Annotated in this window: 13 protein-coding genes; 7 read left to right on the top strand and 6 right to left on the bottom strand. The window is 74.8% G+C overall.

Annotation, left to right across the window (positions count from 1 at the left end; genetic code table 11):
- The first annotated feature begins 57 nt into the window (after window positions 1–57).
- A complete protein-coding gene (locus HNR61_RS39975) occupies window positions 58–249 on the top strand; it encodes a DUF5302 domain-containing protein (RefSeq protein ID WP_182848346.1) in 192 nt (63 codons plus the stop codon).
- A 67-nt stretch (window positions 250–316) separates the two neighbouring features.
- Here HNR61_RS39975 and HNR61_RS39970 read toward each other — a convergent pair whose 3' ends face one another.
- Window positions 317–952 (bottom strand): pyridoxamine 5'-phosphate oxidase family protein, encoded by a 636-nt coding sequence (locus HNR61_RS39970; RefSeq protein ID WP_182848345.1) that lies wholly within the window; start codon window positions 950–952, stop codon window positions 317–319.
- Between the two features lie 76 nt (window positions 953–1,028).
- Here HNR61_RS39970 and HNR61_RS39965 point away from each other — a divergent pair, with 76 nt between their 5' ends.
- Window positions 1,029–1,310: a hypothetical protein gene (locus HNR61_RS39965; RefSeq protein WP_182848344.1), complete on the top strand. Its 282-nt coding sequence runs from the start codon at window positions 1,029–1,031 to the stop codon at window positions 1,308–1,310.
- 37 nt (window positions 1,311–1,347) lie between these two features.
- Here the strand turns inward: HNR61_RS39965 and HNR61_RS39960 are convergent, their stop codons facing one another.
- On the bottom strand, window positions 1,348–2,115 hold the full coding sequence (locus HNR61_RS39960; protein ID WP_182848343.1) for an SDR family NAD(P)-dependent oxidoreductase: 768 nt from the start codon (window positions 2,113–2,115) through the stop codon (window positions 1,348–1,350).
- An 85-nt stretch (window positions 2,116–2,200) separates the two neighbouring features.
- On the opposite strand from HNR61_RS39960, the gene HNR61_RS39955 reads away from it, so the two are divergent.
- Window positions 2,201–2,818, top strand: a complete 618-nt coding sequence (locus HNR61_RS39955; protein ID WP_182848342.1) for a TetR/AcrR family transcriptional regulator — start codon at window positions 2,201–2,203, stop codon at window positions 2,816–2,818.
- 472 nt (window positions 2,819–3,290) lie between these two features.
- Here the strand turns inward: HNR61_RS39955 and HNR61_RS39950 are convergent, their stop codons facing one another.
- Window positions 3,291–4,328: an MBL fold metallo-hydrolase gene (locus HNR61_RS39950; RefSeq protein ID WP_312898324.1), complete on the bottom strand. Its 1,038-nt coding sequence runs from the start codon at window positions 4,326–4,328 to the stop codon at window positions 3,291–3,293.
- A gap of 92 nt (window positions 4,329–4,420) precedes the next feature.
- Complete coding sequence (locus tag HNR61_RS39945) at window positions 4,421–4,987, bottom strand: TetR/AcrR family transcriptional regulator (protein ID WP_182848341.1); 567 nt, start codon at window positions 4,985–4,987, stop codon at window positions 4,421–4,423.
- Window positions 4,988–5,073: 86 nt separating this feature from the next.
- Here HNR61_RS39945 and HNR61_RS39940 point away from each other — a divergent pair, with 86 nt between their 5' ends.
- Window positions 5,074–5,979: a TIGR03620 family F420-dependent LLM class oxidoreductase gene (locus HNR61_RS39940; protein ID WP_220510354.1), complete on the top strand. Its 906-nt coding sequence runs from the start codon at window positions 5,074–5,076 to the stop codon at window positions 5,977–5,979.
- 78 nt (window positions 5,980–6,057) lie between these two features.
- A complete protein-coding gene (locus HNR61_RS39935; RefSeq protein ID WP_067821897.1) occupies window positions 6,058–6,264 on the top strand; it encodes a DUF5988 family protein in 207 nt (68 codons plus the stop codon).
- Between the two features lie 27 nt (window positions 6,265–6,291).
- On the opposite strand, the gene HNR61_RS39930 is transcribed toward HNR61_RS39935, so the two are convergent.
- Both HNR61_RS39930 and HNR61_RS39925 read right to left on the bottom strand, forming a co-directional pair.
- Window positions 6,292–7,668 carry a M20/M25/M40 family metallo-hydrolase gene (locus HNR61_RS39930; protein WP_182848339.1) on the bottom strand — a complete coding sequence of 459 codons (1,377 nt, stop codon included), beginning with the start codon at window positions 7,666–7,668 and terminating at the stop codon, window positions 6,292–6,294.
- A gap of 105 nt (window positions 7,669–7,773) precedes the next feature.
- Entirely contained in the window at window positions 7,774–9,201 is a 1,428-nt protein-coding gene (locus HNR61_RS39925; protein WP_182848338.1) for a WGR domain-containing protein, read from the bottom strand.
- Between the two features lie 119 nt (window positions 9,202–9,320).
- Here HNR61_RS39925 and HNR61_RS39920 point away from each other — a divergent pair, with 119 nt between their 5' ends.
- Window positions 9,321–10,190 (top strand): spermidine synthase, encoded by an 870-nt coding sequence (locus HNR61_RS39920; protein ID WP_182848337.1) that lies wholly within the window; start codon window positions 9,321–9,323, stop codon window positions 10,188–10,190.
- A gap of 135 nt (window positions 10,191–10,325) precedes the next feature.
- On the top strand, window positions 10,326–12,311 hold the full coding sequence (locus HNR61_RS39915; RefSeq protein ID WP_182848336.1) for an ATP-binding SpoIIE family protein phosphatase: 1,986 nt from the start codon (window positions 10,326–10,328) through the stop codon (window positions 12,309–12,311).
- Window positions 12,312–12,329 lie beyond the last annotated feature (18 nt).

Raw genomic sequence — 12,329 nt, 5'->3', positions numbered from 1 at the left:
GCCGCGCGGTCGGACGTGCGAGGCTGGGGACAGCACCACCGAGAGCTGGAGGACCGCATGGCCGACTCGCCAGAAGCACACGAGGGCTCCGAGGACGACGTGAAGCGCAAGTTCCGGGAGGCGTTGGAGCGCAAGCGCGACGCCACCTCGGAGAAGCACGGCGAGGGAGCGGGCCGGAACGGCTCGAAGGTGCGCGGAGCGCACTCCCGCGCCGACCACCAGCGCCAGTTCCGCCGCAAGAGCGGCTGACCGTCGGGGAACGACGCGGGCGTCGCCGGAACGTTCCGGCGACGCCCGCGTCGCGTCCGGCCCCCGGTCAGCCCTTGTAGAGCTTCTCGGCGTAGGTGGCCCCGTAGTAGCGCTCCAGCTCCTCCACGCTCATGGGGTCCTGCTGGATCTCCTTGACGAGGCGGGCGTGCGAGGGCAGGGTGTCGCCGGTCCAGGACTCCGGCTTCCACAGCCCCGACCGGAGGAACGCCTTGCCGCAGTGGAAGAAGATCTCGTCGATCTCCACCACCATCGCCATCAGCGGCCGGTGCCCCTTGACGACCATCTGTTCGAAGAACGGGGCCTCGCGCACCAGCCGGGCGCGGCCGTTGATGCGCAGCGTCTCGTTGCGGCCCGGGATCAGGTAGACCAGCCCGACGTGCGGGTTGGCGAGGATGTTGTGGAACCCGTCGGCCCGCCGGTTGCCGGGCCGTTCGGGGATCGCGATCGTGGTGTCGTCCAGCACCAGCGTGAACCCGGCCGGGTCGCCCTTGGGGGACACGTCGCAGTCGCCGGCGGCGTCGCTGGTGGCCACCAGGCAGAACGGGGAGGCGGCGAGCCACTCGCGGTCCCGCGCGTGCAGCCGGGGGCGCTCCTTCTGTGCCGCTCTCGGCGTCACCTCGCCCAGCAGCTCCCGTAGCTCCTCCGCGTCCTTGATCTCCACGAACTCCGCGGCTCGCGCCATCACGTTCCTTCCGCCTGGGGGTGGGGGCCTTCACCCTACGGCGCGGCTTTCCGGGCGTTCCGCCCGGCCTGGCCGGATGTCGATCATGCAGTACGTCGAGGTGCCCGACGGGGAGGGGCTGATCGCGGTCGTCGGCCGGACCGACGCGAGCGTGCCGCTGCTGGCCGGGGACCCCGCCGCCGTGGCGGGCGGAGTCGGCGGCAGCACCGAGAGGGTCGCGGCCCGCGCCCGCGACCCGCGCACGGCGGTCGCGGAGGTCAAGGCGCTCGGGGAGTGGCCGGCGGCCCCTCCTGCGGCTGCTGCGGCCCGGCCGGTACGCGCTGGAGAGCGCCGGTACGCCTTCCACTGGGAGGCATGAGGCCCCGGACCCGGGCTTACAGGGGCCGGCGGCCGGGTCAGAAGTGGGTGCCGCCGTCGATGCGGATCTCGGTGCCGGTGACGAACGCGCCGTCGTCGGAGGCCAGCGCCGCGACCACGCCCGCGACCGTCTCCGGCGGGGCGAAACCGCCCTGGTTGAGCGCCGGGACCAGCTTGGCGAACAGGCTCATGTCGGCGTCCCCGGGCAGGCCCGGACCGCGGCCGTCGGTCATGTCGCTGCTGATCGAGCCGGGCGCGACCGCCACCGCGCGCAGGCCCCGCCCCGCGTACTCGGCGGCCAGCACGTGCGTGAACGACTGGATGCCGCCCTTGGACGCGGCGTAGGCGGCCATGTAGGGGTGGGCGAACGAGGCCGAGGTGGAGCTGAAGTTCACCACCACGCCGCGGCCGGACTCCAGCAGGGCGGGCAGCGCCTCGCGGGTCATCAGGAAGGTGCCGGTCAGGTTGACCGCCAGGACCCGGTTCCAGAACTCCAGGGTGGTCTGGTGGGTGTGCGCCGAGCGCAGGATGCCCGCCGCGTTCACCAGCACGTCCAGGCCGCCGAGCGTCTCCACCGCCGCCGCGGCCCCGGCGCGCACGGCCGTCTCGTCGGAGATGTCCACCACCGAGGTGGTGAGCCGGTCGGCACGCGTCCCGGCCCGTTCGGCGGTGGCCGCCAGGCCCTCGGCGTTGACGTCGAACGCGACGACACGGCCGCCCTCCTCCAGGACGCGCAGCGCGGTGGCGCGGCCGATGCCCGACCCGCCGCCGGTGACCAGGACGCGACGTCCCTCGAAACGGTTCATGGTGGTTCCTCCGATCGCTGTTGCGTCAGGTTATGCCTACTTGGCACAACGTGCCACCTCGGCCTCTCACGCCTAGAATCGTGGGGTGACCGAGGAGCCCCGCAGCACGCTCACCGAACGCCGCAAGGCCGCCACCCAGACGGAGATCGCCCGCGCGGCGGCCGAGCTGTTCACCGAGCACGGGGCCGACGGCGTCACCGCCGAGCAGATCGCCCGACGGGCCGGGGTCGCGCCGCGGACCTTCTACCGGTACTTCCCGACCAAGGAGGAGGCGGTCGCGCCGCTGCTGTCGGTGGGCGCGCTGCGCTGGCGGGACCTGCTGGCAGGCTCCCCGCCGGGGATGCCGCCGCGCGAGGCGCTGGAGCGGGCCGCCGGGCTGGTGCTGGCCGAACCCGACCTGGCGACCCGGGAGCGCTACCGGTGGATGCGCGGCCTGCTGCGGGCCGCCGGGCGCGACCCGGCGCTGCGCGCGGTGTGGCTGAAGATCAACCAGGACTCCGAGGAACGCCTGGTCCCCGTGCTGGCCGGGCTGATGGACCGGGACCCGGGCTCGCTGGAGGTGCGGCTGGCGGCCGCCGCCGCGACCGCCGCGATCCGCGTCGCCCTGGAGGCGTGGGCGGCCGGCGACACCCCCTCGGAAGGCCCCGGATCCCCCGCCGACCTGGGCATCCGCGCCCTGCGAGCCCTCACCGCCGGCCTGTGAGCCCCACCGTCCGGTGATCGAGGGCGTCCCACCGGCCAGTACCGGAGGAGGCCTCCGGCGGATCTACGGGACCGGGCCGCTGGAACACAGGGCGCATCGCGCGCCGACCCGGCCGACGCCTGCGAGGGGCCTCGGACGCGCCGCTCGGCGATCTGAAGGACTCCCTGACCGCGTCCCGCGAGGCGGCCGGCGCAGCAGGGTGGCCTGGTCGGCGCGCCGTCGCGCCGCGTCGGTCTGACTGATGCTCTGCGGGAGTCGGGGGCCCAGGCGTGCTGGTCGGCCGTCTGGGGGATTCTTTGGCCGCGTCCCGTGCGGTGGCCAGCGCGGCGGGGCCGGCCCGGTCAGCGTGCCGTCGCGCCGCGTCGATCCGACCGGTGCTCTGCGGGAGTCGGCGCGGCAGGGGCGGTCTGGATGGCGGCGGGCCGCCGTCCGTGGCTCGGGCGTCGTGCGGGCCGGGTGGCGGCCTCTCCGGTCAGGGCCTGGGGGCGTAGCGGCGAACGCCGTCGTCCTCGTGCGCGTCCAGCACGCCCTGGTCGGCCAGCACGTCCAGGTGCGCCTCGATCTCCAGGACGGCCAGCATCTGGCTGAAGTCGTCCAGGTCCTCCAGGCTGCGGCGGCGGCGCGTCCACGGCATCGCCCGCGCCACCTCGTGGGCGGTGGCGTGGCCGGCGCGGACCTGCGCGGCGGCCGCGGCGAGGCGTTCCTCGTGGTGGCGCAGCAGCTCGTCGACGCGGGTGTGGGTGCTGGGGGCGACCGGGCCGTGCGCGGGCAGCAGCAGCGTGTCGGGCATGCCGCGGACCAGCCGCAGCGACTCCAGGTAGCTGCGCAGCGGCTTGGGCTCCGGCTCGGTCTCCAGCCCGATCGACGGCGTGATGTGCGGCAGGATGTGGTCGCCCGCGAACAGCAGCCCGGCGGCGGCGTCGCGCAGCACGATGTGGCCGCGCGTGTGGCCGGGCGTGGCGAACACGTCCAGGCCGCGCCGGGTCAGCGCGATCCGCTCCCCGTCGTCCAGCCAGCCGTCGGGGGCGGTGTGCGGCATCCGCCGGTCCTCGGCGCCCACGCCCGCGTTCGCGATCCGGCCGGCCAGCTCCGGGGCGCCGCAGCGGCGCAGCAGCTCGGCCTGGCGCGGGTGCAGCCCCCGGGCCACGTCGAACGCCTCGATCGACGCCCGCTCGCCGCGCCCGATCCGCACCCGCGTGCCGAACGCGTCGCGCAGCGCGAGCGCCTGCGAGTAGTGGTCCCAGTGCGCGTGCGTGACCAGGAACTGCGCCACGTCGTCGAGCCGGTGGCCCAGCGTGCGCAGCGCGTCCGACAGCGCCCTGTGGCTGTCGGGCATCGCCCACCCCGAGTCCACCACGACCAGGCCGTCCGGGTCCTCGATGACGTAGACGTTGACGGCGTGCAGCGACGGGATCGGCAGTGCCAGGGGGACGCGGTGGACGCCGGGGGCGACCGGGTGCGCCCCCGGCTCGGTCCAGTCCGCGGGCTGCTCCATGATCGGTACCGCCACCGTACGCCCCCTTCGTGCCGCGAGAGATCCGGCCAGAACCTACTTCATCGGGAGATTCCGCCGCGGAGCGGGTGCCCCTTTGCTTAGCCCGCCTAGCTAACCGTGCGGGCGCGCACCGCGTCCAGCGTGAGCGCCAGCAGCCGTTCGGCCTGGTCGGGGTCGTCGTCCCCGACGGGCGGCGACAGCGCGATCCCGGCGACGATCCGCAGCAGGTCGCCGGGGCGGGCGTCGGGCCGCGCGGCCCCGGCCCGCCGGGCGCGGTCCAGCACTCCGGCGGCGGTGTCGACGATCACCTGGTGGCAGTCGAAGTCCAGGTCGGACGGCTCGTGGCGCAGCGCCTCGCCGCCCAGCCCGTGATCGGTGCGGGCGTGCGCCAGGAAGGCGCGCAGCCACGCCTCCAGCGCCTCGGCCGGCGGGGCGGCCCGCAGCTCGCCGGCGAGCGAGGCCAGCCGCTCGACGCGGTCGCGCAGCACCGCGGCCTGGAGCGCCCGCCGGTTCGGGAAGTGCCGGTAGAGCGTGCCGGGGCCGACCCCGGCGCGGCGGGCGATCTCGTTCAGGGAGGCGTCGGGGCCCTGCTCGGCGAACGTCTCGCGGGCGGCGGCCAGGACGCGTTCGGCGTTGCGGCGCGCGTCGGCCCGCAGGGGTCTGTCGGTCGTCATCGCCCATCCCGGCTAGCCAAACGGAGAAGTTCTCCGTATCGTACCGGAACGGAAACGGAGAGCCTCTCCGTTTAAGGGAGTGGATGATGGACGACGCGCGGCACGGCCTCGGCCGGCTGGGGATCTGGACGTTCGCGTTCGACGGGGCCCCGGCCGGCGAGGTCCGGGAGGCGGCGGCGGAGATCGAGGAGCTGGGCTACGGGGCCCTGTGGTTCGGCGAGGCGCTGGGGCGCGACACCTTCGGGCAGGCGTGGCTGCTGCTGGCGGCGACGCGGCGCCTCACCGTCGCCTCCGGGATCGCCAACATCGCCTTCCGCGACCCGATCGCCACCGCCACCGCCGAGCGCACCCTCGGCGAGGCGTTCCCCGGGCGCTACCTGCTGGGGCTCGGCGGGCACCGGGTGTCCGACGAGGTGATGGAACTGGACGGGTACCCGATGCCCGCGCGGGGCAGGGCGGTGACGACGATGCGGGGCTACCTGGACGCGATGGACGCGGTCCCGCGGCACGGCCCGGTGCCCGACCCGGCGCCCCGCCGCGTGCTGGCCGCCCTCGGCCCGAGGATGCTGGAGCTGGCGGCCGAGCGCACCTGGGGCGCGCACCCCTACTTCGTCTCCGTCGAGCACACCGCCTCGGCCCGCCGGGCCATGGGGCCGGACGCCTTCCTGGGGGTGGAGCAGGCCGTCGTCCTCGACCCCGACCTCGGCCGCGCCCGCGAGGTGGCCCGCGCGCACGTCGGGTTCTACGCCGAGGCCGCCCCGCACCAGCGGCGCAGCCTCCAGCGGCTCGGCTTCGGGGAGGAGGACATGGCCGGCGGGCCGAGCGACCGCCTGGTGGACGCGATCGTGGCCTACGGCGACCTCGACCGCATCGCCGCGCGCGTCCGCGAGCACCTGGACGCCGGGGCCGACCACGTCTGCCTCCAGGTGCTCACCGACGGCCCCGGCCTGCCGCGCCGCCAGTGGCGGGAACTGGCCGCGCTGCCGCGCTGAGCGACCTGTCCCCGCGGTGCGTCCGATGCCACCGCGGGGACATAGGCGTGCCGCCTCGGGGCGTGTGACGATCCCCCCATGGACACCACCTTGAAGGCGTTCCTGGAAGGCGGGCCGGAGGGGCTGCCGCGGCGGATCGTGCGGATCACCCCGCCCGGCGCCGAGGTGAAACTGCCGTTCCGGGGTGGCTACGAGCACTTCCGGGCGACCTCCCGGCACCGCGACACCCCCGAGGGGAGGCTCCCGGTCTTCGTGTGGGACCGCCGGACCAGGGTCGCCGAGTGACCGCCCGGTGACCGCCGGGAACGGGCGTCAGCGGGTGTCGAGGAAGCGGTCCAGCACCCGCGTGCCGAACCGCAGCCCCTCGACCGGCACCCGCTCGTCCACGCCGTGGAACATCGCCTGGTAGTCCAGCTCCGGGCCGAGCAGCAGCGGCGCGAACCCGAAGCTGCGGATGCCGAGGCGGGCGAACGCCTTGGCGTCGGTGCCGCCCGACATCACGTACGGCACCGGCCGGGCGCCGGGGTCCTCGGCGCGCAGCGCGTCGGCCAGGGCGTGGAAGGTCGGCCCGTCCGGGTCGGCGGTGATGGCCTCCTCGTGGCTGATGAACTCGCGGGTGATCCTCGGGCCGAGCAGCCGGTCCAGCGTGGCGAAGAACTCCTCGCCGAGGCCCGGCAGGGTCCGGCCGTCCACCTGCGCCTGCGCGGAGCCGGGCACGACGTTGACCTTGTACCCGGCGTCCAGCCGGGTGGGGTTGGCGGAGTTGCGGATGGTGCCCGCGAACAGCTTGCCGACCTGGCCGAGCCGCTGGGCCTCGGCGTCCAGCCGGTCGTGGTCCAGGGGCTCGCCGAGCGCGTCGGCGATGCCGTCCAGCAGCGCCCGCACGCCCGGCGTCAGCCGGACCGGCCACCGGTGGGAGGCCAGCCGCGAGATCGCGTGGCACAGCTCGGCGACGGCGTTGTCGGGGGCGGGCTTGGAGCCGTGCCCGGCGGTGCCGCGCGCGGTCAGCCGCATCCACGCCGACCCGCGCTCGCCGGTCGCGATCGGGTAGATCCGGGTGCCGGGCGCGGCGGTGACGCTGAACCCGCCGGACTCGCTGATCGCCTCGGTGACGCCGGTGAACCAGTCCCGGCACTCGTCCACGACGTACTTGGAGCCGTAGGCGGCGGTGCACTCCTCGTCGGCCAGGAACGCCAGCACCAGGTCCCCGCGCGTGCGGCGGCCCTCGCGCAGCCGCTGCCGGACCGTCGCCAGCGTCATCGCGAGGGTGCCCTTCATGTCCACCGCCCCGCGCCCCCACAGGTAGCCGTCGCGCTCCTCCCCGGAGAACGGGTGCACGCTCCACTCGCCGGGGTCGGCGGGCACCACGTCCAGGTGCCCGTGGACGAGGAACGCGGGCGCGTCCGGGTCGGTGCCGGGGATCCGGACCAGGGTGCTGGCCCGGCCGGGGGCCGACTCGACGACGATGGGCTCGACCCCCGCGTCGTCCAGCAGCGTCGCGACGTACTCGGCGGCGGGGCGCTCGGGCCGGCCCCGGCCCTCGCCCTCGTTGGTGGTGTCGAAGCGGAGCAGGTCGGAGCAGATGCCCGCCACCTCGTCCGCCGCCGTGACATCCTGTGCCGCCGTGACGCTCCGTGCCGCCGGCGGGGGGTCGGTCGCCTGGGTGCCGGTCGCCTGGGGCAGTGTCATGAAGTCGCCTTCCGCAGATCGTGTCGGGCCCTCCATACGGCCGGTGGGGAGCGTCCCGCGCGAACGCGACACGCGGACCGTATGGAAGATCTTTTGCGGTGACGGCTAGCGCAGGCGCTTGATCTCGCCGTAGGCGCGGTAGAAACCGCCGCGCCCCGACGGGCGGACCTCCTCGACGAGGTAACGCGCGCCCGCTTCGCGGATGCCCTTGGGGAACTGGAGGTTCCAACCGGAGTCGTAACCCTCGTCCACCACGCGCACCCGAAGCCGCGGACCGTCCTGGTAGCACTCGACGACCACGCCGCGGTCGCCCGGCCCCGCGGTCTCCAGCGTCGTCGCCGGTCGGACCGCGGCCAGCCCTGCCTCGATCTTGACGTCCCGCGCCCGCGGGACGGTCCCCTGCTCGGCGGCCCGGATGGCGTCCTCGCTGACGTCCATACAGGCCAGGGAGCCGTCGGTGGTGACCAGGTACAGTCGATCGTCAATGTACTGCATCGAGAACGCCGATCCGCAACCGGTCGCCAGCTTCCACAGCCGTTTGCCGCCTCGGTCGAAACAGTACACGGAGGAATGGTTGTCCCCGGCGAAGACGTACCGGCCGTCGGGCGCGACCGCGCAGGAGAACACCGCGTCGTCGCACTGGTACACCGACTCGATCCGGCCGTCCTCCTTGGCCAGCCGGTAGACCTTGTGGTGCGCGGTGCCCGCGTAGACCGCGTCGTGCTCCTGCCAGCCGAACAGCACGTTGCCCTCCACCGGCGTGTGCCAGACCAGCCGCCCGTCCAGGTCCCGGTAGCGCGCCACGCCCTTGGTGTGCCCGTGGTAGACCGCCTCGCCGTCGCAGCGCACCATCCACCCGGCGCGGCCGTCGGTGTCGTGCTTCCACTGGAACTCGTCCTCGTGGTCGATCGCGGTGACCCGGCCGCCCGCGTCCGACACGCCCAGCATGCCGTCGTGGATGTCCAGCCAGTAGATGTCCACGTCGGGGGAGATCTCGTAGGCCGCGTACGGGGCCTTGCCGCTCAGGTCGTAGACCCGGCCGTCGTCGCACCCGGCGTAGATCCAGAAGTCGTCGGCGACGATGCACTTGACGCCCTCGGGCAGCTTGAAGTGCCCGGTCACCGCGCCCTCGTGGGTGACGGTGTAGACGTCGCCCCGCTGGTTGCCGACCCAGGCCCGCTGCTTGTCCACGAAGATCCCGAACGCGGCGGCGCCGCTGGCGAACCGCCACAGCACCGGGGCCTGCCGCGCCGTGGACCGCCCGCTGGTCACCGGCCGCCGGGTGATCGGCCGGGCCTGCCGGGCCCCGCGCACCGCCGGGGCGTACCCCTTGCGCAGCTTCTCGTCGATCTTCTTCCGGGCGGCGGCGCGGGCCTTGTCGGCGGTCGGGTACGAGGAGGTCTTGGCCGTCCCGGCCGCGCCGATCCGCCCGTAGGTGATCGTCACTTCGGTGTCGGAGACCACGACCTCGTAGAACTTGTGGGCGCCCCCGTCGTCCTCGGAAAGCTCCAGGTAGGTGGTCTCCCGCGCCATGATCTCCTCCTTGTGGACGTTCGCTCCGTCTGGCACGGGAGCCTACGGAGGCGCACCGACAGAACGGCGGGCGGGCGCGACCGGCCGGGGAGGCGGCCGGCCGACCGTAAGGTGAGGGAATGGCACGGAGAGGGACACGGCGCGGCGCGGAGCCCCGCGCCGACCGGTACGAGATCGCCGGCGGCGAGGCCGAGCTGCTGCGCGACGCCGACCGGGACGGCGGCTGGGTGCTGTGCGTGGGCGGCGTCCCGCAGTCGTACGTGGACCTGTCCGACCCCACCTACCTGGACTTCGAGTACATGCGGCTGATGGGCGACGTCGTCGACAGCCTCGGGCTGGAGGGGGAGCCGTTCGACGCCGTCCACATCGGCGGCGCGGCCTGCACGCTGCCCCGGTACGTCGCCGCGACCCGGCCCGGCTCCCGGCAGGTGGTGCTGGAGCCGGACGGCCGCCTGGTGCAGCTGGTCCGCGAGCAGCTGCCGGTGAAGGGCGTCGCCGGGCTGAAGATCCGCGTCACCGACGGCCGGACCGGGCTGGCCGGGGTGCCCGACGAGGCCGACGACCTGGTGGTGCTGGACGCGTTCGCCGAGGCCGCCGTGCCGGTGGAGCTGGTGACCGAGGAGTTCACCCGCGACGTCGCGCGGGTGCTGCGGCCCGGCGGGGTCTACCTGATGAACGTCGCCGACGGGTTCCGGCTGCCGTTCGCGCGGCGGGTGGTGACGACGGTGCGCTCGGTGTTCCGGCACGTGCTGCTGCTCGGCGACCCCGGCGTGCTGCGCGGCCGCCGCTTCGGGAACCTGATCGTCGTGGCCTCGCGGCGGCCGCTGCCGGTGGAGGCGCTGACCCGGCGGGCGGCGGGCGGCGCCGCCCGGGCCCGGCTGGTGGAGGGGGAGGACCTGGCGGCGTTCGCCGCCGGGGCCGCGCCGATCCGCGAGGGCGACGGCACCACCGCGCCGGTTCCCCCGCCGCAGGTTTTCGGGAAGTCCTAAAAAGGGGAAGCCGCCGAATTATCCGGGAACGCCTCGGCAGTTGTTGCCAGGCCGAAACAACGGCGACGCGATCTCGGTGCACGCCCTTCCCGGAACGGCCCTCGTGAGGGGCGTCCCGTGTCCCATAATCGAGCGATGGAGTCGTCCACCCGAATTCTCATTCTCGGCACGGATTCGTCGGGGAGGGTGCTCCAGTTCGACCGCAGCGCGGCGGCGGCGCTCGGCGTGGACGCCGACGACCTCCCGGGGGCGCGGCTGGACGACCTGATCGGCGGCGCCCGCGAACCGCTGCTGGAGGCCCTCCGGCACGGCCGCGAGCGCACCGCGATGCTGACCATGGAGACCCCGGCCGGGGGCCGCCACGACGCCGTCGTCACCGTGCACCCGATGCGCGGCGGCGACCTGGCCGCGCTGGCGGTGGTCCGCGTCCCGGTCCCGCTGGCCGACCGCTTCCTGGACCCCGCGGTGATCCGCCGCGCGCTGATGGAGGACTCGCTGCCGCGCATCGGCGCGACCCTCGACCTGGAGCTGCTGGCCCGCGAGCTGATGAACGTCCTGGTCCCCACCTTCTGCAACACCGGCGGGCTGCTGCTGCGGGAGAACATGATCGACGCCGACGCGGACGGCGCCGGCGACGCGGTCATGCTGCGGCGGATGGCGACCGCGTTCGACGACGGCGATCCGGCGTGGGACGCCACGTTCCCGGTGGGGGAGACCCTGGCGTTCCCCGAACCGGCCCCCCACACGCGCGCCCTGCGCACCGGCGAGCCGGTGCTGCTGTCGCTGGACGGCGAGACCGCCGCGCGCATCGCCGAGGCGTGGCGGCGGACCCCGGTCGCCGAGCTGCTCAAGGGCGCGTCGATGCTGGTGCTGCCGGTCCGCGACGCCGACGGCGCGACGCTGGGGCTGTTCGTGTGCACCCGCACGTCCGGGCACCGGCCGTTCGACGCCTACGACGTCGAGATCGGCACCGAGTTCGCCAACCGCGCCGGGCTGTTCGTGGAGAGCGCCCGCCGCTACGGCCGGGAACGCGCCACCGCCCTCACCCTGCAGCGCAGCCTGCTGCCGACCGGCCTGTCGGCGCCGTCGTCGGTGTCGGTCCACCACCGCTACCTGCCCGGCAGCCGCCTGATCGAGGTCGGCGGCGACTGGTACGAGTCGATCGCGCTGCCCGGCGCGCGCGTCGCGCTGGTCGTGGGCGACGTCGCCGGGCACGGGGTGCGCGCCGCCGTGACCATGGGACGCCTGCGCACCGCCATCCACACCCTGGCCGGGCTGGACCTGCCGCCCGCCGAGGCCCTGGAGCGCCTGGACTCGCTGATGCGCACCCTCGGCGAGCGCGAGCCGCACTTCGCCACCTGTGCCTACGCCGTCTACGACGCGGTCAGCGGCCGGTGCGAGATCGCCAGCGCCGGGCACCTGCCGCCGCTGCTGGCCCCGCCGGGCGGCCCCGCCGAGTTCCTGGACGTGCCGCCCGCGCCGCCGCTCGGCATCGGCGACGGCCGCCCGGTCGTCAGCCGCGCGTTCACCGTCGAGGACGGCACGCTGCTGTTCCTGTACACCGACGGCCTGGTGGAGAACCGCGCCCGCGACATCGACGACGGCCTGGCCCGGCTGCGGGAGACCTTCGACAAGGGGGCCGACACCCTGGACGGCCTGTGCCAGGCGACCCTGGACGGCGTGTTCGACGACCAGCACCGCGACGACATCGCGGTGCTGCTGGCCCGCCTGCACCGCATCCCCGGCGACGCGCACGTGTCCTGGGACCTGCCCGCCGACCCGGCCGCCGTGCGCCGCGCCCGCGGCCTGATCCGCACCACGCTCGCCGGATGGGGCCTCGGCGAGCTGGCCGACTCGACCGTGCTGATGGCCTCCGAGCTGGTCACCAACGCGATCCGCCACGCGGGCGGGCGCGTCACCCTGCGGCTGGTCCGCGAGGACGGACTGGTCTGCGAGGTGTTCGACGGCTCCGACGGCCGCCCCCGCATCCGCGCCGCCGGCGAGGGGGAGGCCGTCGCCGAGTCGGGCCGCGGCCTGCACGTGGTGAGCCGCCTGGCCCGCCGCTGGGGCGTGCGCCGCACGGCGGGCGGCAAGGCCGTCTGGTGTGAGCAGGCTCTCTGACTCCCCGTACTGCTTCGA

It is taken from the genome of Actinomadura kijaniata (genome assembly GCF_014138665.1).
In the GTDB taxonomy this organism is placed as follows: domain Bacteria; phylum Actinomycetota; class Actinomycetes; order Streptosporangiales; family Streptosporangiaceae; genus Spirillospora; species Spirillospora kijaniata.
The sequence above is the reverse complement of the archived record's forward strand: the minus strand, read 5'-3'. Positions and strand labels throughout refer to the sequence as shown.